Consider the following 1,232-nt stretch of genomic DNA (forward strand, 5'->3'; position numbering starts at 1 on the left):
ACTGCTTCATAAAACCGACATAAAAGGTCATATAGCGACATTTTACTGTTTACTTCCTGCTTTCCTACGGAATGCTACGCAAACTACCGGAACTGTCAGCAGCACTCCGTCCACAGGCATCAACGGTCAAGCCGACCGCATTTCTTAAATTAATTGAGGCATTCAAGTCTCTCTCAATTGATATACCGCATTCTGGGCAGTCATAAATTCTGATGTTTAAAGGCATATCCTGTACATGACCACAATTAGAGCAAGTCGAGCGAAGACGGAAAAAATCTGTCTACTACTACCAATTCACAGTCGTACCATTGACACTTGTATTCTAGCTGTCTTCTAAACTCATAAAATCCTTGGTCGGCTATTGACTTAGCCAGCTTATGGTTAGCTAACATTCCAGATACATTCAAATCTTCAATCACAACAGTGCCGTGGTTTTTGGCTACATAAGTTGTCAATTTATCAAGTGCATCTTTACGGATATTAGCTACTCGTCTATGTTGTTTGGCTAGCTTGATTACAGCTTTGTACCAATTGCTTGAATGCTTAACTTTCCTACTCAGTTGTCGTTGTAACTTAGCTAATCTGTTTTGCGCTTTTTTGTAAGGCTTAACACTCTCGAAGACTTCACCAGTACTTAGTGTTGCTAGTGTCTTAATTCCTAAATCTACACCTACAACTTCTGTAGAAGTTGAAGTTACACTCGGAGTAAATTCAAAAGCTAAACTTATATACCAATCACCAGCTTGTCTGCTGATAGTTATTTTTTGAGTTGTTGCTTCACTCTTGTTCATAAGTTTTCACAATACCAAGAAAAGGTAATTTGTGACTCCATCCGTTTAATTCTATTGGCTTTCCGCAATTATCTATTGTGAATGAATCAGACCTACCTTTCTTCTTAAATCTTGGGTATTTACCTAGACCTTGAAAAAACCTTTTAAATGCTTCACCCAAGTTAATAAAAGCATATTGATAAACTTTAGACGATAAGTTTTTCATCCAGGGGTAGAGGGGTTTTGTGTGATTGGTAAAAACCTCTCTAAGCTTACGGGAATTTGGCTTATAACCATCTCGAACTGCAGCATTCCACAGACCTTTTACCCCAATTGTTAAACTAAGCAGACCCATTTCCGGTTGTCCTTTATAGGGTTTGCTCGTCTTCAGAACCGGACGTGAGACTTTCACCTCATCACGGCTCCTCTCCTAAACGTCCCTTTTCATGGGTACATCCTTAA

The 1,232-nt window shown here is 39.1% G+C and carries 3 protein-coding genes; all 3 read right to left on the reverse strand.

All coding sequences use genetic code 11. The annotated features are described in order from the left end of the window. Positions 1-64 precede the first annotated feature (64 nt). Genes F6K18_RS36190 through F6K18_RS36200 form a run of 3 tightly spaced genes read right to left on the reverse strand, consistent with a single transcriptional unit; the run spans position 65 to position 1,125 of the window. Positions 65-226 carry a zinc ribbon domain-containing protein gene (locus tag F6K18_RS36190; protein WP_287528207.1) on the reverse strand — a complete coding sequence of 54 codons (162 nt, stop codon included), beginning with the start codon at positions 224-226 and terminating at the stop codon, positions 65-67. Positions 227-245: 19 nt separating this feature from the next. Further along, on the reverse strand, positions 246-791 hold the full coding sequence (locus tag F6K18_RS36195; RefSeq protein WP_287528209.1) for an RNA-guided endonuclease TnpB family protein: 546 nt from the start codon (positions 789-791) through the stop codon (positions 246-248). After that, the gene (locus F6K18_RS36200) at positions 778-1,125 is read right to left on the reverse strand and encodes a hypothetical protein (RefSeq protein ID WP_287528212.1); all 348 of its coding nucleotides are present in this window, start codon (positions 1,123-1,125) and stop codon (positions 778-780) included. Before F6K18_RS36200 ends, F6K18_RS36195 begins: the two co-directional genes overlap by 14 nt. Positions 1,126-1,232 lie beyond the last annotated feature (107 nt).

Origin of the sequence: Okeania sp. SIO2C2 (genome assembly GCF_010692625.1) — a bacterium.
In the GTDB taxonomy this organism is placed as follows: Bacteria; Cyanobacteriota; Cyanobacteriia; order Cyanobacteriales; family Microcoleaceae; genus Okeania; species Okeania hirsuta.